At 72.6% G+C, this 22,869-nt stretch carries 20 protein-coding genes and 1 pseudogene; 10 read left to right on the top strand and 11 right to left on the bottom strand.

Annotated elements, in window-relative coordinates; genetic code table 11:
* The 3 genes and pseudogenes from ACE3Q3_RS03610 to ureG all read left to right on the top strand — a co-directional run.
* Positions 1 to 287 (top strand): annotated as a pseudogene (locus ACE3Q3_RS03610) (urease accessory protein UreE); the annotation flags it as partial.
* A complete protein-coding gene (locus ACE3Q3_RS03605) occupies positions 250 to 969 on the top strand; it encodes an urease accessory protein UreF (protein WP_374441916.1) in 720 nt (239 codons plus the stop codon). The pseudogene ACE3Q3_RS03610 and the gene ACE3Q3_RS03605, both read left to right, overlap by 38 nt.
* A complete protein-coding gene (gene ureG, locus ACE3Q3_RS03600) occupies positions 966 to 1,604 on the top strand; it encodes an urease accessory protein UreG (protein ID WP_374441913.1) in 639 nt (212 codons plus the stop codon). Before ACE3Q3_RS03605 ends, ureG begins: the two co-directional genes overlap by 4 nt.
* Here the strand turns inward: ureG and ACE3Q3_RS03595 are convergent.
* The gene (locus ACE3Q3_RS03595) at positions 1,579 to 2,508 is read right to left on the bottom strand and encodes an SMP-30/gluconolactonase/LRE family protein (RefSeq protein WP_374441911.1); all 930 of its coding nucleotides are present in this window, start codon (positions 2,506 to 2,508) and stop codon (positions 1,579 to 1,581) included. The two genes, ureG and ACE3Q3_RS03595, sit on opposite strands and share 26 nt — an antisense overlap.
* 81 nt (positions 2,509 to 2,589) lie before the next feature.
* Between ACE3Q3_RS03595 and ACE3Q3_RS03590 the strand changes: the two genes are divergently transcribed.
* On the top strand, positions 2,590 to 5,625 hold the full coding sequence (locus ACE3Q3_RS03590) for a PAS-domain containing protein (protein ID WP_374441908.1): 3,036 nt from the start codon (positions 2,590 to 2,592) through the stop codon (positions 5,623 to 5,625).
* Between the two features lie 69 nt (positions 5,626 to 5,694).
* Here ACE3Q3_RS03590 and dhaL read toward each other — a convergent pair whose 3' ends face one another.
* Entirely contained in the window at positions 5,695 to 7,419 is a 1,725-nt protein-coding gene (gene dhaL, locus ACE3Q3_RS03585) for a dihydroxyacetone kinase subunit DhaL (RefSeq protein WP_374441905.1), read from the bottom strand.
* Positions 7,420 to 7,511: 92 nt separating this feature from the next.
* On the bottom strand, positions 7,512 to 8,132 hold the full coding sequence (locus ACE3Q3_RS03580) for an RNA polymerase sigma factor (RefSeq protein WP_374441903.1): 621 nt from the start codon (positions 8,130 to 8,132) through the stop codon (positions 7,512 to 7,514).
* Positions 8,133 to 8,304: 172 nt separating this feature from the next.
* Here ACE3Q3_RS03580 and ACE3Q3_RS03575 point away from each other — a divergent pair, with 172 nt between their 5' ends.
* Complete coding sequence (locus ACE3Q3_RS03575; RefSeq protein WP_374441901.1) at positions 8,305 to 9,033, top strand: response regulator; 729 nt, start codon at positions 8,305 to 8,307, stop codon at positions 9,031 to 9,033.
* Positions 9,034 to 9,061: 28 nt separating this feature from the next.
* Here the strand turns inward: ACE3Q3_RS03575 and ACE3Q3_RS03570 are convergent, their stop codons facing one another.
* From ACE3Q3_RS03570 to ACE3Q3_RS03550, 5 genes are all read right to left on the bottom strand, one after another.
* Positions 9,062 to 9,841 (bottom strand): succinate dehydrogenase iron-sulfur subunit, encoded by a 780-nt coding sequence (locus tag ACE3Q3_RS03570; RefSeq protein ID WP_374441899.1) that lies wholly within the window; start codon positions 9,839 to 9,841, stop codon positions 9,062 to 9,064.
* Positions 9,842 to 9,854: 13 nt separating this feature from the next.
* Positions 9,855 to 11,648 (bottom strand): succinate dehydrogenase flavoprotein subunit, encoded by a 1,794-nt coding sequence (gene sdhA, locus ACE3Q3_RS03565; protein ID WP_374441896.1) that lies wholly within the window; start codon positions 11,646 to 11,648, stop codon positions 9,855 to 9,857.
* Between the two features lie 14 nt (positions 11,649 to 11,662).
* The gene (gene sdhD / locus ACE3Q3_RS03560) at positions 11,663 to 12,037 is read right to left on the bottom strand and encodes a succinate dehydrogenase, hydrophobic membrane anchor protein (protein ID WP_374441893.1); all 375 of its coding nucleotides are present in this window, start codon (positions 12,035 to 12,037) and stop codon (positions 11,663 to 11,665) included.
* Between the two features lie 4 nt (positions 12,038 to 12,041).
* On the bottom strand, positions 12,042 to 12,449 hold the full coding sequence (gene sdhC / locus ACE3Q3_RS03555; RefSeq protein ID WP_374441890.1) for a succinate dehydrogenase, cytochrome b556 subunit: 408 nt from the start codon (positions 12,447 to 12,449) through the stop codon (positions 12,042 to 12,044).
* Positions 12,450 to 12,525: 76 nt separating this feature from the next.
* On the bottom strand, positions 12,526 to 13,413 hold the full coding sequence (locus ACE3Q3_RS03550; protein WP_374441887.1) for a CoA ester lyase: 888 nt from the start codon (positions 13,411 to 13,413) through the stop codon (positions 12,526 to 12,528).
* Between the two features lie 77 nt (positions 13,414 to 13,490).
* Between ACE3Q3_RS03550 and pdxY the strand changes: the two genes are divergently transcribed.
* The 3 genes from pdxY to ACE3Q3_RS03535 all read left to right on the top strand — a co-directional run bounded on the left by pdxY (position 13,491) and on the right by ACE3Q3_RS03535 (position 17,114).
* On the top strand, positions 13,491 to 14,378 hold the full coding sequence (gene pdxY, locus ACE3Q3_RS03545) for a pyridoxal kinase PdxY (RefSeq protein ID WP_374441885.1): 888 nt from the start codon (positions 13,491 to 13,493) through the stop codon (positions 14,376 to 14,378).
* Positions 14,375 to 15,028 (top strand): TenA family protein, encoded by a 654-nt coding sequence (locus tag ACE3Q3_RS03540; protein ID WP_374441882.1) that lies wholly within the window; start codon positions 14,375 to 14,377, stop codon positions 15,026 to 15,028. Before pdxY ends, ACE3Q3_RS03540 begins: the two co-directional genes overlap by 4 nt.
* 82 nt (positions 15,029 to 15,110) lie before the next feature.
* Entirely contained in the window at positions 15,111 to 17,114 is a 2,004-nt protein-coding gene (locus tag ACE3Q3_RS03535) for a PAS-domain containing protein (protein WP_374441879.1), read from the top strand.
* Between the two features lie 14 nt (positions 17,115 to 17,128).
* On the opposite strand, the gene ACE3Q3_RS03530 is transcribed toward ACE3Q3_RS03535, so the two are convergent.
* On the bottom strand, positions 17,129 to 18,757 hold the full coding sequence (locus tag ACE3Q3_RS03530) for an acyl-CoA synthetase (protein ID WP_374441876.1): 1,629 nt from the start codon (positions 18,755 to 18,757) through the stop codon (positions 17,129 to 17,131).
* 130 nt (positions 18,758 to 18,887) lie between these two features.
* Between ACE3Q3_RS03530 and ACE3Q3_RS03525 the strand changes: the two genes are divergently transcribed.
* Positions 18,888 to 20,786: a propionyl-CoA synthetase gene (locus tag ACE3Q3_RS03525; RefSeq protein ID WP_374441873.1), complete on the top strand. Its 1,899-nt coding sequence runs from the start codon at positions 18,888 to 18,890 to the stop codon at positions 20,784 to 20,786.
* Here ACE3Q3_RS03525 and ACE3Q3_RS03520 read toward each other — a convergent pair.
* Positions 20,783 to 21,376 (bottom strand): GNAT family N-acetyltransferase, encoded by a 594-nt coding sequence (locus ACE3Q3_RS03520; protein ID WP_374441871.1) that lies wholly within the window; start codon positions 21,374 to 21,376, stop codon positions 20,783 to 20,785. The two genes, ACE3Q3_RS03525 and ACE3Q3_RS03520, sit on opposite strands and share 4 nt — an antisense overlap.
* 122 nt (positions 21,377 to 21,498) lie before the next feature.
* Between ACE3Q3_RS03520 and ACE3Q3_RS03515 the strand changes: the two genes are divergently transcribed.
* The gene (locus tag ACE3Q3_RS03515) at positions 21,499 to 22,272 is read left to right on the top strand and encodes an SDR family NAD(P)-dependent oxidoreductase (protein WP_374441868.1); all 774 of its coding nucleotides are present in this window, start codon (positions 21,499 to 21,501) and stop codon (positions 22,270 to 22,272) included.
* A gap of 22 nt (positions 22,273 to 22,294) precedes the next feature.
* On the opposite strand, the gene ACE3Q3_RS03510 is transcribed toward ACE3Q3_RS03515, so the two are convergent.
* Positions 22,295 to 22,867: a DUF1013 domain-containing protein gene (locus ACE3Q3_RS03510; RefSeq protein WP_374441865.1), complete on the bottom strand. Its 573-nt coding sequence runs from the start codon at positions 22,865 to 22,867 to the stop codon at positions 22,295 to 22,297.
* Positions 22,868 to 22,869 lie beyond the last annotated feature (2 nt).

The raw sequence follows: 22,869 nt of genomic DNA, 5'->3' as shown, positions 1-22,869 counted from the left end.
CCTGGCACATCGGCAACCGCCACCTGCCGGCCGACATCGGCGCCGACCGCATCCTGATCCGCGACGACCACGTCATCGTCGACATGCTGCGCGGCCTGGGGGCCACCGTGGAGCCGGTCGAGGCGCCGTTCAACCCCGAGGGCGGCGCCTACGGCCAGCACAATCACGACCCGCGGCACCCGCATGCCCATGACCATGCCCATGACCATGGGCACGATCACGACCACCATCACGACCACGGCCATTCCCATGGGCATGCCCACGGCCATGCCGAGCCCGCTGGCTGACGGCGGCGAGGCGGCGCTCTACCGGCTCCTCACCTGGACCTCGCCCGCCTATCCGACCGGGGCCTTCAGCTACAGCCACGGGCTCGAATGGGCCGTCGAGGACGGGCTGGTCCGCGATCGCGCCGGCCTCGAGGCCTGGGTCGCCCATGTCGTGGAGTACGGCGCCGGCTGGTCGGACGCGGTCCTCTTCGCCCATGCCCACCGCGCCGTCGCGGCGGGCGACTGGGCGGAGGTCGACCGCATCGCCGACCTCGCCGCCGCATTGCGCGCGACCGGCGAACTGGCGCTCGAAAGCGGCCAGCAGGGGGCGTCGTTCCTCGCCATCACCCGTGCCGCCTGGCCCGGCCCGGCGCTCGACCGGCTGGCGGCGCTGCGCGACGGCCGCCCGGTGCCGCTGCCGGTCGCCCAGGCGGCGGCCGCAGCCGGCACGGTGCCGCTGGCGCCGGCGCTGACGGCGCTGCTCGGCGCCTTCGCCGCCAGCCTCGTCTCGGCCGGCGTGCGCTTGGTGCCGCTTGGCCAGACCGACGGGCAGCGCGTGACCGCCGCCCTGATGCCGGTCGTCGCCCGCACCGCGCTGGCGGCGCTGGCGGCACCGCTCGACGATCTCGGCACCGCGGCCCCGATGGTCGACTGGGCCGCGATGCGCCACGAAACCCAATACACGAGGCTCTTCCGCTCATGAGCAACGGACCGCTCCGCGTCGGCGTCGGGGGCCCCGTCGGGTCCGGCAAGACCGCACTCGTCGACCGCCTGTGCAAGGCGATGCGCGACCGCTGGAACCTCGCGGTCGTCACCAACGACATCTACACCAAGGAGGACGCGGAATTCCTGACCCGCTCGGGCGCGCTGGCGCCGGAGCGCATCGTCGGCGTCGAGACCGGCGGCTGTCCGCACACCGCCATCCGCGAGGACGCCTCGATCAACCTGGCCGCGGTCGAGGAGATCGCCCGGCGCTTCGTCGACCTCGACCTCGTCTTCATCGAATCGGGCGGCGACAACCTCGCCGCCACCTTCAGCCCGGAACTGGCCGACCTCACCCTCTATGTCATCGACGTCTCGGCCGGCGACAAGATCCCGCGCAAGGGCGGCCCCGGCATCACCCGCTCGGACCTGCTGGTCATCAACAAGACCGACCTGGCACCGCTGGTCGGCGCCAGCCTCGAGGTGATGGACCGGGACGCGCGGCGGATGCGCGGGTCCCGGCCCTTCCTCTTCTCCAACCTCAAGTCGGGCCAGGGCGTCGCCGAGATCGTCGCCTTCATCGCGGAGACGGGCGGCCTGGCCACCCCGGCTACGGCCGCCGGTCGAGCCAGTTGAGGGCCGCACCCGGGACCGGCCAGTCCATCGCCACCAGCCGGCCGGTCATCGACAGGGTGATGTAGGCGGTCTTCCGGTCGGGGCCGCCGAAGCAGATGTTGGTCGGATAGGGCTCCGGCATTTCGACGAAGCGGAGGTTGCCGCCGTCCGGGTCGACGATGGTGATGCGGCCCGACATCAGGGTGGCGACGCAGATCGCGCCGTCCGCCTGCACCGCCAGCGAATCGAAGCGCTGGAAGCCGTCGAGCCCGACGACGAGCCGGCCGCCATGCGGCGAAGGCCAGGGCAGCTTGCGGATCTCGCCGGGTGCGGTGACGTCGAAGGCCCAGAGCCGGCCCGGCTCGGTCTCGGCGACGTAGAGCGTCCGTCCGTCCGGCGACAGGCCGATGCCGTTGGGGGTCACCATCGGCTGGATGACCTCGCGGATGAGGCTGCCGTCGGCCCGCGCGTAGTAGACGGCGCCGCGGTCCATGTCGCGGGCCCGCGCCTTGCCGAGATCGGTGAACCAGACCCCGCCATGGGCATCGAACACGAGGTCGTTGGGGCCGCGCAGCCCGAAGGCCCCGGCCCGGTCGTAGATCCGCTCGACGGCCCCGGTCGCAAGGTCGACCGCCTCGATGCGCCCGCCCGAATAGTCGTCGGCCTGCAGCACCGGGCGGAGGGTGCCCGCCTCCTCGTGCCACTTGAAGCCGCCGTTGTTGCAGATCCAGCAGCGGCCGTCGGGACCGATGGCGGCGCCGTTCGGGCCGGCGCCGATCTCCGAGACGGTCGTCTTGGTGCCGTCGGGCGCGACGCGGGTCAGGCGCCCGGCCGCGATCTCGACCAGCAGGACCGAGCCGTCCGGCATCGCCACCGGGCCTTCGGGAAAGCGCAGTCCGGCCGTGATCTCGCGCAGTTCCGCCATCGTCGGGATTTCCTCGGGGTTGGATTGGTGGCGGGGCGGCGACCGTGCTAGGGTCCCGCCGCCCCACGCCCCGACGATGCCATGAGCGACCCCATCCGATCCAGCCGGCCGGAGGAATGCGCCAGCGCGGAAGACGCCGCGCTGGTGGGGCTGCTCGACCTGCTGGCGGCGCCGGCGCGTCTCGTCGCCGCCGACGGCAGCCCGGGTGCCGTCAACCGCGCCTATGCGCAGCTGATGGCCGACGGCCGCCCGCTGCTGGGCGAGGTCGAGCGGCTGGATCTGGCGGACGGCCGCCGGATCGAGATCTGGCCGCGCGGCTCGGCGACGATGCCGGTGCTCGCCGACGCCATCGAGGCGCTGGAGGAGGGGTTCGCGGTCTGGGACGCCAACGACCGGCTGGTCCTCTTCAACCGCCGCTATCGCGACCTCTACCGTGACTTCAACGACCTCACCTACCCGGGGGTCGACTTCGCCGCCCACGCCCGCGCCCGCCTCAACGCACCGCAGCTCCGGATGTCGCCGGAGGAGGTCGAGGCCTATCTCGAGCGGCGCCGGCAGGAGCGGCGGCAGAACCTGCCGCCCTTCGAGATCGAGCGCGTCGACGGGCGGTGGATCCGCCTCGTCGACCGCACCATGCCCGATGGCGGCCTCGTCTCGGTGCGCATCGACGTCACCGACCTGAAGCGCCGCGAGGCGCGCGCGGCGGAGCGCTCGCAGATCCTCCAGGCGACACTGGAGAACATGAACGACGGCATCCTCGCCTTCGACGGCGAGCACCGGCTGATCGCATGGAACGACCGGGCGTTCGAACTGGCCGGCCTGCCGGAGGAGATGAAGCGGCGCGGCGTGCAGGTCGTCGACCTGGTGCGGGCGCAGGTCGCCGCCGGCGAGTTCGGCGAGGCATCGTTCGAGCAGGTCTTCCGCACCCATTCCGAGTGGCTCGCCCGTGCCCGTCCCGACAGCTACGAGCGCCGCCGGCCGAACGGCACGGCACTGCTGGTGCGGCACAATTTCGCCCGCAACGGCGGTTTCATCACCACCTTCACCGACGTCACCGCGCAGCGGCAGGCGGAGGAGGACGCCGAGCGGCACCAGGCGATCCTGGCCGCGGTCGCCGAGGCGGCCGCACGCATCCTCTCGGGCGAGAGCTGGCTGGAGCAGACCCGGCTCCTGCTCGGCCGGGCGGGCGAGGTGCTGGCGGCGAGCCGGGTCATCCTGACCGAGATCCGGCGCGAGGCGCCGGAGATGCGCCGGCTGGCCGACCTTCTCGTGTGGAGCGCCCCGGGTGCCCCCGAGGCGCCGATGCCGATGCCGCCGGAAATGGCGGCGGCCCGCCACGCCGCCTTCGCCGACTGGTGGGTCCGGCGCGAGCAGGGCGAGACCGAGCAGGCGCTGACCCGCGATCTCGACCCGGCCAAGCGCGCGTTCCTGGAACCGATCGGTGTCCGCTCGCTGCTGCGCATGCCGGTGATGATCGGCGACAGCGTCTGGGGCACCGTCGGGCTCGACGACTGCAAGAGCGACCGCATCTGGCATCCGATCGAGGTCGAGGCGCTGCGCGCCGTCGCCAACCTGATCGGCGTCGCCATCAACCGCGCCCGCAGCGAGGAGGCGCGGCTCGATTCCGAGGAGACCTACCGCCGGCTCTTCGAGGCGGCCCCCGACGGCATCATGATCACCGAGAACCAGATCATCATGTCGGCCAACGCGGCGGCCGTGCGGATGATGGGCGCCGCCGGCGAGCGCGACCTGATCGGCCGCGACATCTACGACTTCGTGCCCCCCGAGTACCATGCCATCGCCCGGCTCCGGGCGCGCGTCGTCCGCGAATCCGGGCAGCCCGCCCCCTATCGCGAACGCGAGATGCTGCGGCTCGACGGCAGCCGGTTCGTCGTCGAGACGACGGGCACCAAGGTCGCCGCCGGCGGGCGCGACCGCCTGCAGCTCATCTTCCGCGACGTCACCGAGAAGCGGCGCGCGGCGGCCGAGATCCAGCGCCAGCGCGAGGCCCTGATCCAGAGCGAGAAGCTGGCGGCGCTGGGCTCGCTGCTCGCCGGCGTCGCGCACGAACTCAACAACCCGCTGTCGGTGGTCGTCGGCCAGTCCTTCCTGATGGAGGAGACGGCGGGCGACGAGCGGACGAAGGCGCGCGCCGCCCGCATCCGGGCGGCGGCCGACCGCTGCGCGCGCATCGTCAAGACCTTCCTCGCCATGGCCCGGCAGCGGCCGCCGCAGCGCAAGCGGGTGGCGATGGCGGGGATCGTCCGCTCGGCCTTCGACATCGTCGCCTATCCCCTGCGCACCTCGGGCGTCGAGACCGCGGTCGACGTCGCCGAGGACCTGCCGCAGCTGTGGGCCGACGAGGACCAGCTCGGCCAGGTGGTGATGAACCTGCTGCTCAATGCCCAGCAGGCCCTGATGGACGTGCCGCCGCCCCGCCGCCTGTCGCTGCGCGCGGCGCTGCTGCCGGGCGGACAGCGGCTGCGCCTCACGGTCGCCGACAACGGCCCGGGGGTCGACCCGCATCTCCGCCGCCGCATCTTCGACCCGTTCTTCACGACCAAGCCGGCCGGCGTCGGCACCGGCGTCGGGCTTTCGGTCTGCCACGGCATCGTCGCCGGGCACGACGGCACGATCTGGGTCGAGGAGGCGCCCGGCGGCGGCGCCGCCTTCGTCATCGAGCTGCCGCTGGGCGAGGGCGATGCCGAGGACGCGACGGACGAGGCGCAGGCCGACGGGGCCGGCGCGGGCCGCCACATCCTCGTCGTCGACGACGAGCCCGACATCGCCGCCATGCTGGAGGAGATCCTGGATGCCGCCGGCTTCCGGGTGACCGTCGTCGAGTCGGGTCGGGAGGCGCTCGGCCTCCTGGCGCGGCTCCATTTCGACCTCGTGCTGAGCGACATCCGCATGCCGGACGTCGACGGCCGCGACCTCTGGCGCGCCGTCTCCGCCTCCGGCCGGCCGGCCACCCCGATCGCCTTCATGACCGGCGATTCCCTGGGCGCGGCGGCGGCCGACTTCCTGATCGAGGCCGGCTGCGAGGTGCTGGAGAAGCCCTTCGACCCGCCCGAGGTGGTGGCCTTCGTCCGCCGCCTCCTCGGCCGTCCGGTCTGACCGGTCCCCCAGGCCAGGTGGACGGGACCGCCGGCGGGCGCGCCGGGCGGTCGACCGCGCGATCCGCTGTCAGCCGCGCCCGGACCAGTGGGCGGCGAGCGCCGCCAGCCAGCGTGCGGCGGCGACGGCGCCGGGATCCGGGGTGCCGATGACGCGCTCGCCGAGATAGCTCGAGCGGCCGCGCCGGGCCCGGACATGGGCGGTCGCGGCGGCGCCCGCGTGCGCGGCCGCGACCGCCGCCTCGAAGGCGCGGGCCGGGTGCTCGCCTTCGGCGAGCCGTTCGCGGAAGCGCTCGGCGGCGGGCCAGAGTGCGTCCAGCATGGTCCGGTCGCCACGCTCGGCCCCGCCCAGCGCGGCGATCGCGTCGCAGCCGGCGAGGAACGCCTCGGCCCAGTCGGTGGCCGTGTGGGCGGATTCGGCGGCGGCCAGCCGGCCGCCCGCCTCGATCAGGAAGGCGGCGTAGAGCGGGCCGGACGTGCCGCCGACGTCGCGCCGCCAGGCGGCGGCCATCGCCCGGGCCAGCCCGTCCGGCGCGGCGGCCGGCGCCTCGTCGAGCGCGGCTGCGAGCGCGCGGGCGCCGCGGGCGAGGCTCTGGCCGAGGTCGCCGTCGCCGACCGTGCGGTCGAGTTCGGTCAGTTCCGCCTCGTGGGCGACGAGTGCCGCCGAGACGGCGCGGACGGCGTCGTGGACGTGCAGCGGCGCCATGCCGTCCGCGGAGAGGTCGGCTGCTGCGGGCGTTTCCACGGCGAGGCGCGGGATGCGGGCGCCGGCCGGCCGGGCCGTCGCCGCGTTCGGCCATGCCGCGGCCGCGGTCGGCCGGTCGAGCAGGGCGAGCCGCCCGTCGTCGACGCGCATCACCGACAGCGACAGCCCGGCCATGTCGAGAGCGGACAGGAAGCGGCCGAGATAGGCGCGCTCCAGCACGAGGCCGCCCTCCGCCAGCACGATCGCCGCGCGGCGCGCGGCGACCGCCAGTTCCATCGGCGTCGTCGTGCCGAGATCGTTGACCATCAGCACCACCCGCTCGCCCGCGGCGAAGCCCCGGTCGGCCAGGACCGCCTCCAGCAGCGTGTCGACGATGCGGTCGGCGGGGGCGAGCGGCGCGCGGCGGACCCCGGCTTCGCCGTGGATGCCGAGGCCGAGCTCGATCTCGTCGTCGCCGAGCCGGAAGTTCGCCGCCGCGGCGCCGGGCAGGATGCAGGGCTGGAGCGCGACGCCCATGGTGCCGAGCTCGGCCATCGCCGCCTCGGCCGCGGCGCGCACCCCGGCGAGGTCGAGTCCGGCCGCCGCCGCCGCGCCGGCGATCTTGTTCACCAGCACCGTCCCGGCGATGCCGCGGCGCCCCGCGGTGCCGCGATCGTCGTCGGGGATGGCGACGTCGTCGGCCACCACCAGCATCTCGACGAGATGCCCCTCCTGGCGCGCGATCTGGGCGGCGAGGCCGAAATTGAGCCGGTCGCCGGTATAGTTCTTGATGACCAGGAGCGCGCCCGCCGGTCCGGTGACGGCACGGATCGCCGCCAGGACGGCGTCGGTGGAGGGCGAGGCGAAGACGTCGCCGGCGACCGCGGCGTGCAGCATCCCGCGGCCGACATAGCCGGCATGGGCGGGCTCGTGGCCGCTGCCGCCGCCGCAGATGACGGCCACTTCGCCGTGGCGGCCGCCGGCCGCGTCGGCCCGGACGACGACGTTGCTGCCGTCGACGAGGGCGAGGCCGGGGGTCGTCGCGACGATGCCTTCCAGCATCTCGCGGACGATCCCGGCGGGGTGGTTGACGAGCTTCTTGGCGGACACCGGACGCTTCCCCGATCGCTTCGGACCGGGGGAGGATGGCCGGAAACCGTCCGGTCCGCCAGCGTCGGCCGGCCAACCCCCGGGGTCGCCGCTCAGGCGGCGAGCGCGCGGATCCCTTCGTCCGCCAGCATCCGCTTCAGGTGCTGGCGGGCATAGTAGATGCGGGTCTTCACGGTGTTGACCGGGCAGCCCATCGCGTCCGCGACCTGTTCCAGGGGCATGTCCTGGTAGTAGGTGAGCTGGAGCGCCGCCTGCTGCTCGGCCGACAGCCGGCCGATCAGGCGGGACATCATGCCGGTCATGCCGGCGGCCTCGGCCTCCGCCTCGGGGTCGGCGCGCTCGTCGACCAGCGCCTCGGCGGCGCCTTCGGGCATGCCTTCCTCGCGGCGCTTGCGCAGCCAGCTCACGGCCTTGTTGTGGGCGATGCCGAACACCCAGGTCTCCAGCGACGACCGGCCCTCGTAGCGCGCCGCCTGCCGCCAGATGCCGATCATGACCTCCGCCGCCAGCTCCTCGGCGACCGCGTGGTCGCGCACGAAGCGCAGCAGGTAGGCGATCAGCGGACGCTGGAAGCGGTCATGGATGCGGCGGAGCGCCAGGCGGTCGCCGGCGGCCACCCGACGCACCAGGTCGGTGTCGTGGGTCTGCTCGGCGCCGTTGGAGACGATCCGGAACCTGGGGGCCTGCCGGCCACCCGCCGCTGCACTGGCCATGACGTGTACTCCGCGAAATTGGGGGCGGAACTCGCTCCGGTCCCCGCTCGAACGGCGCGGAAATTAGGGTTGTGTCGTTTCGCGGAGATTTCTCGCGGCGCGGTTTTTCGTTAATGGTGTGTCCATCACCGTTTCAAATGTTTCCGAACCGATCGAGGGGGACGGGGCCAGCATGGCCGATCGCGCCCATATCGTCGTGGTCGACGACGAGCCGGAGATCCGGGCGACGCTGGAGGAATATCTGGCGATGCAGGGCTTCGCCGTGACGACGGCCGGCAGCGGCGCCGAACTGCGCCGTGCGGTCGCCGGCGGCACGGTCGACCTCGTCCTCCTCGATCTCAACATGCCGGGTGAGGACGGGCTGTCGCTGACCCGCTTCCTGCGCCAGGAGACGCGCATCGGGGTCATCCTGGTGACGGCGGCGGGGGAGGCGATCGACCGCGTCGTCGGGCTGGAGATGGGGGCCGACGACTACGTCCCCAAGCCGTTCGACCTCCGCGAACTGCTGGCGCGGGTGCGCAGCGTGCTGCGGCGCCTGCCGGCGGCAGGCGCCGCCGAGAAGGCGCCGGACAAGGCCGAGGCGCCGACCCATGTCCCGTTCGGCCCGTGCCGGCTCGACCTGGCGGGCCAGCGCCTCTTCGCCGCCGACGGCAGCGAATTGCCGATCACCGCGATGGAGTTCGACCTCCTGCGCACCTTCGCCAGGCATCCGCGGCAGGTGCTGTCGCGCGACCGCCTGCTCGACCTCGCCCACAATCGCGACTGGGACCCGTTCGATCGCTCGATCGACGTGCGGATCACCCGCCTGCGGCGCAAGATCGAGCTCGATCCGGCCAAGCCGCGGGTCATCAAGACCGTGCGCGGGACGGGCTACATGTTCGTCCCGGACGGCGAGGAGTAGCCCGCCGTCCGCAACGGCGAGCGCCGCGTCAGCGGCGCTCGATCATCAGCTTCTTGATCTCGGCGATCGCCTTGGCGGGGTTCAGCCCCTTGGGGCAGGTCCGCGTGCAGTTCATGATCGTGTGGCAGCGGTAGAGGCGGAACGGGTCCTCCAGCGCGTCGAGCCGCTCGCCGGTGTGCTCGTCGCGGCTGTCGGCGATCCAGCGATAGGCCTGGAGCAGGACCGCGGGGCCGAGGTAGCGGTCGCCGTTCCACCAGTAGCTGGGGCAGCTCGTCGAGCAGCAGAAGCACAGGATGCACTCCCACAGCCCGTCGATCTTGTTGCGCTCCTCGACGCTCTGCAGCCGCTCCTTGTCGGGCGGCGGCGGCGATTCCGTCTGCAGCCAGGGCTCGACGGAGGCGTACTGCGCATAGGCCTGGTTGAGGTCCGGCACCAGGTCCTTGACCACCGGCATGTGCGGCAGCGGGTAGATCTTGACGTCGCCCCTCACCTCGTCGATGCCCTTGAGGCAGGCGAGGGTGTTGGTGCCGTCGATGTTCATCGCGCACGAGCCGCAGATGCCCTCGCGGCAGGAGCGCCGGAAGGTCAGCGTCGGGTCGATCTCGTTCTTGATCTTGATGAGCGCGTCGAGAACCATCGGCCCGCAGTCGGCGAGGTCGATCTCGTAGGTGTCGACGCGCGGATTCTGGCCGTCCTCGCCGTTCCAGCGGTAGATCTTGAAGGCGCGGACGTCCTTGGCGCCGGACGGCGCCGGGAAGGTCTTGCCGACCCCGACCTTGGAGTTCGCGGGCAGCGTGAGCTGAGCCATCGGAGCCGGCCTCTCAGTAGACGCGCTTCTTGGGCGGGAAGACGGACACTTCGTTCGACAGCGTGAACATGTGCACGTCACGGTAGCCGAGCGTCACGCCGCCCTTGCCGTCCACCCAGGCCAGCGTGTGCTTCATCCAGTTCTCGTCGTCGCGGTCGGGATAGTCCTCGCGGGCATGCGCGCCGCGGCTTTCCGTGCGGGCGGCGCCGGAATAGAGCGTCGCCAGGGACTGCGAGATCAGGTTGTCGAGCTCCAGCGATTCGACGAGGTCGCTGTTCCAGACCATCGAGCGGTCCGCCACCGACAGGTCGCCGAACTCGGCATGGACTTGGTCGATCAGCCGGCAGCCCTCCTCCAGCACCTCGCCCGAGCGGAAGACGGCGCAGTTGTTCTGCATCGTCCGCTGCATCTTGAGGCGGATGCGCGCCGTCGGGCTGCCGCCCCTGGCATTGCGGATGCGGTCGAGCCGCGCCAGCGCCTCGTCGCCGGCGTTGGCCGACAAGGGCTTGTGCGGCGTTCCCGGCCGCACCAGCTCGGCCGCCCGGTGGGCGGCGGCGCGGCCGAAGACGACGAGGTCGATCAGCGAGTTGGTGCCGAGCCGGTTGGCGCCGTGGACGGAGACGCAGGCGGCCTCGCCGATCGCCATCAGGCCGGGGCAGACGGCGTCGGGATTGTCCCGGGTCGGGCGCAGGACCTCGCCGTGATAGTTCGTCGGGATGCCGCCCATGTTGTAGTGGACGGTCGGCAGGACCGGGATCGGCTCCTTGGTCACCTCGACGCCGGCGAAGATCTTGGCGGTCTCGGAGATGCCGGGCAGGCGCTCGGCCAGGACCGACGGGTCGAGATGCTCCAGGTGGAGCAGGATGTGGTCGTTCTCCTTGCCGACGCCGCGGCCCTCGCGGACCTCGATCGTCATGGCGCGGCTGACGACGTCGCGGCTCGCCAGATCCTTGGCGTGCGGCGCGTAGCGCTCCATGAAGCGCTCGCCCGACGAGTTGGTGAGGTAGCCGCCCTCGCCGCGGGCGCCCTCGGTGATGAGGCAGCCGGCGCTGTAGATGCCGGTCGGGTGGAACTGCACGAACTCCATGTCCTGCAACGGCAGGCCGGCGCGCAGCACCATGGCGTTGCCGTCGCCGGTGCAGGTGTGGGCGGACGTGCAGGAGAAGTAGGCGCGGCCGTAGCCGCCCGTCGCCAGCACCACCATGTGGGCGCGGAAGCGGTGGATGGTGCCGTCGTCGAGGTTCCACGCCATGACGCCGCGGCAGGCGCCGTCCTCGTCCATGATGAGGTCGAGGGCGAAGTACTCGACGAAGAACTCGGCCTTGTGCTTCAGGCACTGCTGGTAGAGCGTGTGCAGGATGGCGTGGCCGGTGCGGTCGGCCGCCGCGCAGGCGCGCTTGGCCATCGGCCCGTCGCCGTACTCGGTGGTGTGGCCGCCGAAGGGCCGCTGGTAGATCTTGCCCTCCTCGGTGCGCGAGAAGGGGACGCCGAAATGCTCGAGCTCGACCACCGCCGGGATGGCGCTGCGGCACATGTATTCGATCGCGTCCTGGTCGCCCAGCCAGTCCGACCCCTTGACGGTGTCGAACATGTGCCAGCGCCAGTCGTCGGGACCCATGTTGCCGAGTGCCGCGCCGATGCCGCCCTGGGCGGCGACGGTGTGGCTGCGGGTCGGGAAGACCTTGGTCACGCACGCGGTCTTGAGGCCGGCCATGCCCATGCCGAGCGTCGCGCGCAGGCCGGCGCCGCCGGCGCCGACGACGACGACGTCGTAGGCATGGTCGATGATCTTGTAGGCGGATGCCATGTCGGAGTGCCTCGTCAGAGGGCGAGCTTGAGGACGGCGAAGACCGCCGCCGTCGCGAGCGCGAAGCAGGCGAGCTTCATGGCCGCGATGGCGACGAGGCGCACGCCCTCGCTCGAGACGTAGTCCTCGATCACCACCTGCAGGCCGAGGGCTGCATGGTAGAAGGTGGCGATCGCGAGCAGGATCATCACGATCGCCGGGCAGGGCTGGGCGAGCCACGCCGCGACCGCCGCGTGGCTGGCGCCGACCTGGCCGATCAGCGAGCCGACGAACCACAGCGCCAGCGGGACCAGCGCCACGGCGGTCAGCCGCTGCACCCACCAGTGGCCGACGCCCTCCTTGGCCGATCCCAGGCCGCGCACCCGGCCGAGGCTGGAACGCATCTTCATGGCGTCAGCTCCCACGGCCGACGAGGCCGATGATCCAGGCCAGCACCGTCAACCCGCCCGAGGCGGCGACGACGGCCCAGCCGCTCGCGTAGACCTGCTTGATCTCGAACCCGTAGCCGGCATCCCAGAAGAGGTGGCGGATGCCGTTGCACAGGTGGAAGAAGAGCGAGAAGGTCCAGCCCAGGAGCAGCAGGAGCCCGAACCAGGACGTGATGAAACCCTGGGCCGAGGCGAAGGCGGCCGGCCCGGTCGCGGCGGCGACCAGCCACCAGACCAGCATCAGCGTGCCGACGGACAAGGCGATCCCCGTGCCGCGATGCAGGATCGACAGCACCGAGGTGATCTGGGGACGATAGACCTGTAGATGCGGCGACAGCGGCCGGGAAGGACCGGTCGCGCGTTCGGTTGCCATGCGGGCGGCCTCGTGGGAAGCGGCAGGTGCGCGAGACCCGCGCAGAAAGTTGAAATAGACCGCGATTCCGGTCGAGTCAACGCGACGGGGCCGACGATCGCGCGATCGCTGCCGCAGTTGCGAGAATGCGTCGCGCCTCGACGACGTGCAGGTTCTCGATCAGCTTTCCGTCGAGCAGCACGATGCCCTGGCCCGCCGCCTCGGCCTCGGCATGGACGGCGGTTACCCGCTCGGCCCAGGCGATGCGCTCGGGCGCCGGCGCGAAGACCGCGTTGGCGGCGGCGATGGTCCTCGGATGGATGAGCGTCTTGCCGTCGAAGCCCATCACCAGCGCCTGGCGGCAGGCGGCGACGAAGCCCGCCTCGTCGGCGAGGTCGAGATGCACGCCGTCGAGCGCCGCCAGCCCGTGGGCGCGCGCCGCCAGGAGACCGAGCGCGAGGCTGGGCAGCAACGCCATGCGGTCGGGCGTGTGCTGCGCGCGCAGTTCCTGCGCGAGGTCGGAGGTTCCCATGGCGAGACAGGCCAGCCGCGGCGTCGCACCGGCGATCGCATCGGCGCGCAGGAACGCGGCCGGGGTCTCCATCATCGCCCACAGGGCCTGGTCCGGCGGGGCGCCGGCGGCGGCGAGCGCCGCCTCCGCCTCGCGCAGCATCGCCGGGCTCTCGACCTTCGGGACGAGGACGGCGTCGGCGCCGCTGGCGGCTGCCATCCGCAGGTCCTCCGCCGCCCACCGGGTGCCGAGGCCGTTGACCCGGACCACCCGTTCGCGGCCGCGGTAGTCGAAGCGCGCGAGCGCCGCATGAAGCTGCGCCCGCGCCGCCTCCTTGGCGTCGGGGGCGACCGCATCCTCGAGGTCGAAGATGAAGGCGTCGGCGTCGAGCGTCTGCGCCTTCTCCAGCGTGCGGGCATTGGCGGCCGGCATGTAGAGGACGCTGCGTCGCGGGCGTGGCGTGGCGATGGTCACGGGCGGACCTTCCGGCGCGGATGGCAGGGAACGGGCGAAGGACCCTAGGGCGGGGCAGGCCCGTCGGCAATCGCCGGATGACGGCCGGGCGGGGCGCCGGTACGGTCTTCCACGCGATGGCGATTCTCTCCGTTCAGTCCTGGGTGGCGGCCGGCCATGTCGGCAATTCGGCTGCCCTCTTCCCGCTGCAGCGGCTGGGGTTCGAGACCTGGGCGGTGCCGACCTGGGTCGGCTCCAACCATCCCGGACATCCGCGCTGGCATGGCGGCGCGATGCCGGCCGACCGGGTCGCCGGGATGCTGGCGGCGCTGGTCGATCGCGGCCTGCTGGCGCGCTGCCGCGCGGTGCTGACCGGCTATGTCGGCGACCCGGCGATCGGCGAGGCGATCGAGCGCGCGGTCGCCGCGGCGCGGCCGGCGGGCGCCCTCTATTCGTGCGACCCGGTGATCGGCGACCGGGCCGAGGGCATCTATGTCGCCGCCGGCATCCCGGCGCTCTTCCGCGAGCGGCTGGTGCCGGCGGCCGACATCGTGACGCCGAACCAGTTCGAACTGGAATGGCTGGTCGGGCGGGCGCTGCCGACCATGGCCGACATCGCGGCCGGGGCGGGGGAGCTGCGCCGCTCGGGTCGTGGCGGGACGGTGCTGGTGACCAGCGTCGAGGCGGGTGGCGACCCGGCGCGGCAGCGCATGCTGGCCGTCGGCCCCGACGGTGCCTGGCTCGTCGAGCATCCGACGGTGCCGGTCCGGGTCAAGGGCACGGGCGACCTCGTGGCGGCCCTCTTCCTGGCCGGGCTCCTGCGCACCGGCGCGCTGCCGGCGGCGCTCGCCTATGCCGCGTCGGCGATCCACGGCGTCCTCGAGTCGACCCGCCGCGCCGGCGGCGACGAACTGGCGCTGGTCGCGGCCCAGGACGAGATCGTCGCGCCGGCGCGCTGGTTCGCGGCCGAGCCGGTGCGCCCGTGACGCCCGGTTTCTCGCTTTCGGCCGCGCTCCGCATGCGGCACTTCGAGGCCTGGACGCGCGCTACCGGCCACCGCTTCGTCCGCGAACTCGGCGACGGCACCCTCGACGACCGGGTGCTCGCGCGCTACCTCGTCCAGGACTACGCCTTCGTCGAGGCGCTGGCGACCCTGGTCGGGCTCGCCGTGGCGCGGGCGCCGACCATGGCGGGCAAGCGCCTCTTTGCCCGCTTCGCGGCGGTCCTCACCAGCGACGAGAACACCTATTTCGAACGCTGCTTCGACCGCCTCGGCGTTCCGCCGTCGGAGCGCACCAACCCGGAACTGTGGCCGGAATCGCGACAGTTCCTCGACCTGCTGCGCGAGGCTGGCGAGGGCGGCTATGCCGACATCCTGTCGGTCCTGCTGCCGGCCGAATGGATCTATCTCGACTGGGGCGAGGCCGAGGCGGCATCGCCGCCGCCGCGCTTCGAGCATGCCGAATGGATCGCGCTCCATGCCGGGCCGGCCTTCGCCGCGTTCGTCGCCGGCGTCGCGCGCGAGTTCGATGCGGCGACCGCCGACCTCGATCCCGCCGCGCTGGACCGTGTCGCCGCGCGCTTTGCGCGCATGGTCGAGCTCGAAGGGGCTTTCTTCGACGCATCTTACCGGTAGAGTTCGCGACGGGGCGCGATCCCCCTGTGGTTGCGCCCTCCGCCGGCCCGGCGTGGAGTCTGTCTTGCCTGTCGGATCGCCGATGACGTCGCCACCCTCCGATCCCTGCCCGATCCCCGATTCCGCGCGGTTCGTCACCGACGCGCAGATCCTGGATGCCGTCGAGAACCTGCGCGACGGGTTCCTGCTCTACGATGCCGCGGAGCGGGTGCTCTTCCACAACCGGCGGATCCTGGAGCTCTATCCCGTCCTGGTGGAGCTGCTGCCGCTCGAGGGCCGCACCATGGCGGAGCTCGTCGACCGCGTCGCCCGCGAGGTGGTCGGCGGCGACGACGAGAAGCGCCGGGCGCTGATCGCGCGCCGGCGCCAGGAATGGTCGCTTCCGGCCGGCAGTCCCTACACGCTGGAGCTCGTCGACGGGCGGCACATCCTGGTCGGCGAGCGCGCCACCGCCGACGGCGGGAAGGTGGTGATCCATACCGACGTCACGGCACAGAAGCAGGCCGAGCTGCGGCTGATCGAGGCGATCGAGAGCCTGGACAACGGCTTCGTCCTGATCGACGGCGACGACCGCGTGATCCTCGCCAACGATCCGGTGCGGCGCATGTTCCCGGGACAGGCGCCGACGATCGTGCCGGGCGCCAGCATCCGCGCCATCGTCGAGGCGGGGATGCGTGCGGGCGACTACCGCAATTTCCCGGAGGAGGAGCGCCGCGATCCGGAGGCGATCCTGCGGCGCCACCGCGAGGGCGCGCGCGAGGGCGCCGAGCGCCAGCTTCCCGACGGACGCTGGATCGTCATCCACCAGGCGCGGACGCCGAGCGGCCTCAAGGTCGGCCTGCGGACCGACATCACGCTCCTCAAGGAGCGCGAGCGCGACCTGGCCGCGGCCCACGCCGCCCTGCAGCGGCGCAGCGACGAGCTCGAGCGGATGGCCGACGAGCTGCGCGCGGCGCGCGAGCGCGCCGAGGCCGCCGACCGCGCCAAGACCGAGTTCCTGGCGATGGTCAGCCACGAGCTGCGGACGCCCTTCACCGGGATTCTCGGCATGGCCGACCTGCTGGCCGACGCGCCGCTCGCACCGGAGCACCGCCGGTACCTGGACGCGATGCGACGCTCGACCGCCTCGCTGCTCGGCATGCTCGACCAGATCCTGGATTACTCGCAGGTCGAACTGGGCGGCATCGAGCGCCACGACACGTCGTTCGATCCGCGCCGCCTGGCGGGGGAGGCGGCGGCGCTCTTCCGCGCCCTGGCGCTGGATAAGCGGCTCGACCTCCGGGTCGAGTTCGCGCCCGACCTGCCGGCGGCGGTGACGGGCGACGAGGGCAAGACGCGGCAGGTGCTGCTCAACCTCGTGTCGAACGCGATCAAGTTCACCGACCGCGGCTCGGTCGCGATCCGGGTCTCGGCCGAGCCGTGGCCCGACGGCCTGGGCCTGCGCATCGAGGTCGCCGATACCGGCATCGGCATGTCGGCCCATGCCCAGGCGCGCCTCTTCGCGCCGTTCCGCCAGATCGACGGCGACCCGCGCCGGCGCGGCGGCAGCGGCCTCGGCCTGTCGATCTGCAAACGGTTGGCGGAGGCGCTCGGCGGGACGGTCGGCGTCGAATCGCGTTCGGGCGGCGGCAGCCGCTTCTGGTTCACTACCGCGGTGCGGGCGGCGCCGACGGTGCATCCCGGCGAGGCCGCGCCGCCCGTCCTCGAAGGACGGGCGCTGGTGGTCGAGGACGATCCGACGACGCGGCTGCTCCTGGTCACGCTGCTGCAGCGCTGGGGGCTGGACGTCTCCGAGGCGCCCGACGGTGCGGCGGCGCTGGCGCTGCTCGGCGACCGCGCCTTCGCGGTGCTGCTGATCGACGCGAACCTGCCGCTGCTGTCCGGGCCGTCGGTGGTCGCGCGCCTGCGCGCCGCCCCGGGCCCGAGCCGCGACGTGCCGGTGATCGGGCTGTCGGCGGATTCGGCATGGCGCACCGCCGCCGGGCCGTCCGGCTATGTCCGACTGCTGGCCAAGCCCTTCGAGATCGACGAACTGCGCACGACGCTGGCGGCGGCCCTGGCCGCGTCACGGCCGTTCGCCGGGTGACCGCGTCGCGGCCGTCAGCCCAGTGACCGCGCCCGGTCGCGCAGCGCGTATTTCTGCACCTTGCCCGTCGAGGTCTTCGGCAGCGGCCCGAAGACCACCGTCTTCGGCACCTTGAAGCGCGCGAGGTTGGCGCGGGCGAAGTCGATGATCTCTTCCGCGGTCGCCGTCCGGCCGTCCTTCAGGGTGACGAAGGCGCAAGGCGTCTCGCCCCAGTGCGGGTCGGGGCGGGCGACCACGGCGGCCTCCAGCACCGCCGGATGGCGGTAGAGGACCCCCTCGACCTCGATCGTCGAGATGTTCTCGCCGCCCGAGATGATGATGTCCTTGGAGCGGTCCTTGAGCTCGACATAGCCGTCCGGGTGGCGGACGCCGAGGTCCCCGGTATGGAACCAGCCGCCGTCGAACGCCTCGTCCGTCGCCCGCGGGTTCTTGAGATAGCCCTTCATGACGATGTTCCCGCGCATGAAGACCTCGCCCATGGTGACCCCGTCCGAAGGCACCGGCGCCAGGGTCGCGGGGTCGGCCACCATCAACCCCTCCAGGACCGGGTAGCGCACGCCCTGGCGGGACTTGAGGCGGGCCTGTTCCTCGCTCGGCAGCTGGTCCCATTCCGAGTGCCAGTCGCAGACGACGGCCGGCCCGTAGACTTCGGTCAGGCCGTAGACATGGGTGATGTGGAAGCCCTGCTGCTCCATCGCCGCGATGACGGCGGCGGGCGGAGGTGCTGCGGCGGTCATCAGCCGGACGGGTCCCGGCAGTGCCCGGCGCTCGGCCGCGTCGGCATGGATCAGCATGTTCATGACGATGGGCGCGCCGCAGAGATGGGTGACGCCGTGGTCGGCGATGGCGGCGTAGATCGCCCGCGCCTCGACCCGGCGCAGGCAGACATGGGTCCCGGCCAGCGCCGTCACCGTCCACGGGAAGCACCAGCCGTTGCAGTGGAACATCGGCAGCGTCCACAGGTAGACCGGATGGTGCGGCATGGCCCAGACGAGCACGTTGCCCATGGCGTTCAGGTAGGCGCCGCGATGGTGATAGACGACGCCCTTGGGGTTGCCGGTGGTGCCCGAGGTGTAGTTGAGGGCGATCGCATCCCACTCGTCGGCCGGCGGCGACCAGGCGAAGTCGGGGTCGCCGGTCGCGAGGAACGCCTCGTACTCCATCTCGCCCAGCAGGGCGCCGCCCGGCCCGAGCGGGTCGTCGATGTCGATGACGATCGGCCGGTGCGCCACCAGCTCCAGCGCCTTCGCCACCGTCGGGGCGAACTCGCGGTCGGTGAGCAGCACCCGGGCCTCGCCATGGTCGAGGATGAAGGCGATCATCTCGGCATCGAGCCGGACGTTGAGGGCGTTGAGGACGGCGCCCGTCATCGGTACCCCGAAATGCGCCTCGAACAGGGCCGGGATGTTGGGCGCCATGACGGCGACCGTGTCGCCCTTGCCGATGCCGCGGGCGGCGAGCGCACCGGCCAGCCGCCGGCACCGCGCCTCGGTCTCGGCCCAGGTGCGGCGGATCGCGCCATGGACGACGGCCGTCCGCTGCGGATGGACCTGGGCGGCGCGCTCGAGGAAGCCGAGTGGGGTCAGCGGCGCATGGTTGGCGGGGTTGCGGTCGAGGTGCAGCTCGTAGGGGTTGGTGTGCATCGGCCGACGTATCCTCCGGCGCCGGCGCCTTGGCAGGCGCGGGCAGGGTGATCCACTATCCGGTTCGCCGGACCGGCGGGCAACGACCCGTCCCGGCGGGGGATCGCCATTTAGACGGGAAGGCCGGACCATGACCAGCCGCTATCACGACGCCCACCGGCGCTCGCTCGCCGATCCGGACGGGTTCTGGGGCGAGGCCGCCGACGCGATCGACTGGATGCGCCGGCCGACCCGGGTCCTGGAGCGGCTGGAGAACGGCACCGGCCGCTGGTTCGGCGACGGCGTGCTCAACACCTGCTGGAACGCGCTCGACCGCCATGTCGAGGGCGGCCGCGGCGACCAGCCGGCGCTCGTCTACGACAGCCCGGTCAGCGGCACCGTCCGCACCTACACCTATCGTGAGCTGCGCGACCGGGTGGCGCGGTTCGCCGGCGCGCTCGCGGCCGAGGGCGTCGCCAAGGGCGACCGCGTCGTCATCTACATGCCGATGGTGCCGGAGGCGGCGATCGCGATGCTCGCCTGCGCCCGGCTCGGCGCCATCCATTCGGTCGTCTTCGGCGGCTTCGCCGCGGCGGAACTGGCGACGCGGCTGGACGATGCCCGGCCGAAGGTGGTCGTCTCCGCCTCCTGCGGCATCGAGGTGGCGCGGATCGTCCCCTACAAGCCGCTGCTCGACGAGGCGATCCGGCTGGCCAAGGCGCCGCCCGAGCGCTGCATCGTCCTGCAGCGCCCGATGCTGGCGGCCGCGCTGGTGCCCGGCCGCGACCTCGCCTGGGAAGAGGCCGAGGCGGCGGCCCGCCCCCATCCCTGCGTGCCGGTCGCCGCCACCGACCCGCTCTACATCCTCTACACCTCCGGCACGACCGGGCAGCCCAAGGGCATCGTCCGGGACAATGGCGGCCATGCCGTGGCGCTGCGCTGGAGCATGGCCAACATCTACGCCGTCGCGCCCGGCGAGGTGATGTTCACCGCGTCGGACGTCGGCTGGGTGGTCGGCCATTCCTACATCGTCTATGCGCCGCTGCTGACCGGGGCCACCACCATCCTCTACGAGGGCAAGCCGGTCGGCACGCCCGATGCCGGCGCCTTCTGGCGGGTCGTGGCCGAGCACGACGTCTCGGTCATGTTCACCGCCCCGACCGCCTTCCGGGCGATCAAACGCGAGGACCCGGAGGGGCGCCTGCTCGCCCGCCACGGCACCGGGCGGCTGCGCGCCCTCTTTCTCGCCGGCGAGCGCGCCGACCCGCCGACCGTGGAATGGGCCCAGGACCTGCTGCGCCTGCCGGTCATCGACCATTGGTGGCAGACCGAGACCGGCTGGCCGATCGCCGCCAACTGCCTCGGGCTCGGGCTGATGCCGGTGAAGCCCGGCTCGCCCACGGTCGCGGTGCCGGGCTGGGACGTGCGCTGCCTCGACGCCGAGGGCCGGGAGATGCCGGCGGGCGACGTCGGCGCGCTCGCCATCCGCCTTCCCCTGCCGCCCGGCGCGCTGCCGACCCTGTGGAACGCCGAGGCGCGCTTCCGCCAGTCCTACCTCGCGGCCTTCCCCGGCTACTACCAGACCGGCGACGCCGGCTTCGTCGACGCCGACGGCTACGTCCATGTCATGTCGCGCACCGACGACATCATCAACGTCGCCGGCCACCGCCTGTCGACCGGGGCGATGGAGGAGGTGCTGGCCGGCCATCCCGATGTCGCCGAATGCGCCGTGATCGGCGTCGCCGACGCGCTCAAGGGCCAGGTGCCGCTCGGCCTGCTGGTGCTGAAGGCGGGCGCCGGGCGCGACGCCGACGCGGTGGCGCGCGAGGTGGTGCAGCGCGTGCGCGACCTGATCGGCCCGGTCGCCGCCTTCAAGACGGCGGTCGTCGTCCAGCGCCTGCCCAAGACCCGCTCCGGCAAGATCCTGCGCGGCACCATGCGCGCGATCGCCGACGGCGAGGACTACCGGATGCCGGCGACCATCGACGATCCGGTCGCCCTCGACGAGATCAGGGGCGCGCTCGCCGGCATCGGCTACGCCAGGTCCTAGACGACGGGGACGTGCGCCGCGGCCGTCCGCGGCGACTGGCCGAGGAGCCGCGGATCGTCGGCGATCTCGACCTGGCGGCGGTAGGGCACGAAGCCGGAGCGCCGGTAGAAGTCGAGCGCGCCCGGATGGTCGAGCGTGCAGGTGTGGACCCAGAAGCGGCGGATCGGGCGGGTCCAGGCGCGCGGGATCGCCCGGTTCATCATCCAGCGGCCGGCGCCGGTACCGATCTCGGCGGCGGTCACGCCGAAGAACGCCAGTTCGCACTCGCCGGGAACGCGCCAGTCGAGTTCCAGCAGCCCTTCGTCGCGGCCGCCGGCGACGAGCGCGAACACCTCGACCCGGGGGTCGTGCAGGATCGTGGCGAGTTCGGCGTCGGACATGCGCAGGCGCGAGAACCACAGCCAGTCCTCGCCGATCCGGCGGTAGAGGTCGCGGTACCAGGCGAGGTCGGGCCGCGCCTCGGCGCGCAGGCGCCACGGCGCCGGCGCGGGGTCGGGCCGGGGCGCCGCGGGCGCCGTCATCTCGAGCGCGGTGACGACGGCGGCGAGCTTGCCGGCGGGAACGTCGAAGTAGCCGTCGGGCAGGGACATGGGCGAGGGGTCCGGGAAAGGCTGCGGCACGGCGCCATCCATAGGACGCGCGGCGACGGTTGGTCGAGGGCCGATCGACGGGCTAGGCTCGCCGGCCCACGCGGAACCGACAGGAGCCACCCATGCGTCTCGAGAACAAGGTCGCGATCGTCACCGGCGCTGCCCAGGGCATCGGCCTCGCGATCGCCACGCGCTTCGTCGCGGAGGGGGCGCGGGTGATGCTGGCCGACATCGGCGAGGCGCGCGGCCGGGCCGCCGCCGCCGCGCTGGGCGCCGAGTTCCAGTTCTGCGACGTCGGCGACGCGGCTTCGGCCGAGGCGCTGGTGGCGGCCACGGTCGCGCGCTTCGGTCGCGTCGACATCCTGGTCAACAACGCCGGAATCCTCCACGCGGCCGAATTTCTCGACCTCGAAGAGGCGGATTTCGACCGGGTGCTGCGCGTCAACCTCAAGGGCACCTTCCTGGTCGGCCAGGCGGTGGCCCGGCGGATGGTGCGGCAGTTCGAGGCGGACGGCTCGCGCGGCAGCATCGTCAACCTCTCGTCGGTGACGGCGCGCCTGGCGATCCCGACGGCCGTCCCCTATGTCGTCAGCAAGGCCGGCGTCAGCCAGCTCACCAACGCGATGGCGCTGGCGCTCGCCGACAAGGGCGTGCGGGTCAACGCGATCGGCCCCGGCAGCATCGCCACCGACATGCTGAAGGTCCTGATGACGGACCAGGAGGCGCGCCGCCGCATCCTCTCCCGCACCCCGCTCGGCCGCTGCGGCGAGCCGGAGGAGATCGCCGCCGTGGCGCTGTTCCTGGCGAGCGAGGACGCGAGCTACATCACCGGCCAGACCATCATCGCCGACGGCGGCCGGATCGGCCTCAACTACACGGTGCCGGTCCGCGAATAGGGCCCGGCGGGAGCAGGCCCGCTCAGTAGGGCTGCTCCTCCTCCCCGATGTCGTCCAGCGGCTGCGCGGCGGGGCGGTTCTTCTGGGCGCGGGCCAGCGCCGAATCCAGCTCCACCTGGGTGCACAGCCCCAGCGTCACCGGATGCTGCGGCTTGATGTTCTGGCTCTCGGGGTGGGTGCGGTCGCGGATCTTCTCGATGGTCGGCTTGGTCGTGCCGATCAGCTTGGAGACCTGTGCGTCGGACAGTTCCGGATGGGTCCGGATCAGCCAGGCGATGGCGTTCGGCTTGTCCTGGCGGCGGCTGATCGGGGTGTAGCGCGGCCCCTTGCCCTTGGCCTGCGGCAGCGGGATGTTCGCCTTGACGAGCTTGAGGCGCAGCGCCGGGTCGGCCTCGCAGCGGGCGATCTCCTCCCGGGTCAGCTGGCCGTTGCCGACCGGATCCCAGCCCTGCATGCCCGCCGCCACCTCGCCGTCGGCGATCGCCTGCACCTCGAGCTCGTGCAGCCCGCAGAAGTCGGCGATCTGCTGGAAGGTGAGCGCCGTGTTCTCGACCAGCCAGACGGCGGTGGCCTTCGGCATCAGCGGCAGGGTCATCG

The sequence above is a fragment of the Allostella sp. genome, assembly GCF_041913585.1.
Taxonomy (GTDB): domain Bacteria; phylum Pseudomonadota; class Alphaproteobacteria; order ATCC43930; family Allostellaceae; genus Allostella.
Note: the sequence above shows the minus strand (reverse complement) of the source record. Positions and strands in the feature narration are given on the sequence as shown.

What these genes read in the sequence shown, in the direction of transcription:
- ACE3Q3_RS03605 (WP_374441916.1), top strand. Translation starts at nt 250, where the DNA reads ATGGGCATGCCCACGGCCATGCCGAGCCCGCTGGCTGACGGCGGCGAG.
- ureG (WP_374441913.1), top strand. Translation starts at nt 966, where the DNA reads ATGAGCAACGGACCGCTCCGCGTCGGCGTCGGGGGCCCCGTCGGGTCC.
- ACE3Q3_RS03595 (WP_374441911.1), bottom strand. Translation starts at nt 2,508, where the DNA reads ATGGCGGAACTGCGCGAGATCACGGCCGGACTGCGCTTTCCCGAAGGC.
- ACE3Q3_RS03590 (WP_374441908.1), top strand. Translation starts at nt 2,590, where the DNA reads ATGAGCGACCCCATCCGATCCAGCCGGCCGGAGGAATGCGCCAGCGCG.
- ACE3Q3_RS03580 (WP_374441903.1), bottom strand. Translation starts at nt 8,132, where the DNA reads ATGGCCAGTGCAGCGGCGGGTGGCCGGCAGGCCCCCAGGTTCCGGATC.
- ACE3Q3_RS03575 (WP_374441901.1), top strand. Translation starts at nt 8,305, where the DNA reads ATGGCCGATCGCGCCCATATCGTCGTGGTCGACGACGAGCCGGAGATC.
- ACE3Q3_RS03570 (WP_374441899.1), bottom strand. Translation starts at nt 9,841, where the DNA reads ATGGCTCAGCTCACGCTGCCCGCGAACTCCAAGGTCGGGGTCGGCAAG.
- sdhA (WP_374441896.1), bottom strand. Translation starts at nt 11,648, where the DNA reads ATGGCATCCGCCTACAAGATCATCGACCATGCCTACGACGTCGTCGTC.
- sdhD (WP_374441893.1), bottom strand. Translation starts at nt 12,037, where the DNA reads ATGAAGATGCGTTCCAGCCTCGGCCGGGTGCGCGGCCTGGGATCGGCC.
- sdhC (WP_374441890.1), bottom strand. Translation starts at nt 12,449, where the DNA reads ATGGCAACCGAACGCGCGACCGGTCCTTCCCGGCCGCTGTCGCCGCAT.
- pdxY (WP_374441885.1), top strand. Translation starts at nt 13,491, where the DNA reads ATGACGGCCGGGCGGGGCGCCGGTACGGTCTTCCACGCGATGGCGATT.
- ACE3Q3_RS03535 (WP_374441879.1), top strand. Translation starts at nt 15,111, where the DNA reads ATGACGTCGCCACCCTCCGATCCCTGCCCGATCCCCGATTCCGCGCGG.
- ACE3Q3_RS03530 (WP_374441876.1), bottom strand. Translation starts at nt 18,757, where the DNA reads ATGCACACCAACCCCTACGAGCTGCACCTCGACCGCAACCCCGCCAAC.
- ACE3Q3_RS03525 (WP_374441873.1), top strand. Translation starts at nt 18,888, where the DNA reads ATGACCAGCCGCTATCACGACGCCCACCGGCGCTCGCTCGCCGATCCG.
- ACE3Q3_RS03520 (WP_374441871.1), bottom strand. Translation starts at nt 21,376, where the DNA reads ATGTCCCTGCCCGACGGCTACTTCGACGTTCCCGCCGGCAAGCTCGCC.
- ACE3Q3_RS03515 (WP_374441868.1), top strand. Translation starts at nt 21,499, where the DNA reads ATGCGTCTCGAGAACAAGGTCGCGATCGTCACCGGCGCTGCCCAGGGC.
- ACE3Q3_RS03510 (WP_374441865.1), bottom strand. Translation starts at nt 22,867, where the DNA reads ATGACCCTGCCGCTGATGCCGAAGGCCACCGCCGTCTGGCTGGTCGAG.